The 310-nt window shown below is 65.8% G+C and carries 1 protein-coding gene; it reads left to right on the top strand.

The window, feature by feature from the left end; genetic code table 11:
- The coding region (locus AC22G6_RS21910; protein WP_487368518.1) for an NAD(P)(+) transhydrogenase (Re/Si-specific) subunit beta at positions 1-310 on the top strand (310 nt) is incomplete at both ends.

Genomic DNA, 310 nt, shown 5'->3' with positions numbered 1-310 from the left:
CGCAGCGCACGACGGCATCACCTCCACCCTGATGGCGCTGGGCGCGATCATCGGTGCGGTGGCCTTCTCCGGCTCCTGCGTGGCCTTTGCCAAGCTGCAGGGGATCATGAAGAAGGCGATCCGGCTGCCGGCGCAGAACAACGTCAACTTCTTCCTCGCGCTGGCCACCTTCGGCGTGGGCCTGACGGTGAGCTACTCGACCCAGGCCAGCGGCTTTGAGGTGTTCATCTTCTTCGTGCTTGCGCTCGCGCTCGGCACGGTGCTGGTGATGCCGATCGGCGGCGCCGACATGCCGGTGGTGATCTCGCTA

This window comes from Parazoarcus sp. PS-13 R2A (assembly GCF_057621855.1).
Note: the sequence above shows the minus strand (reverse complement) of the source record. Positions and strands in the feature narration are given on the sequence as shown.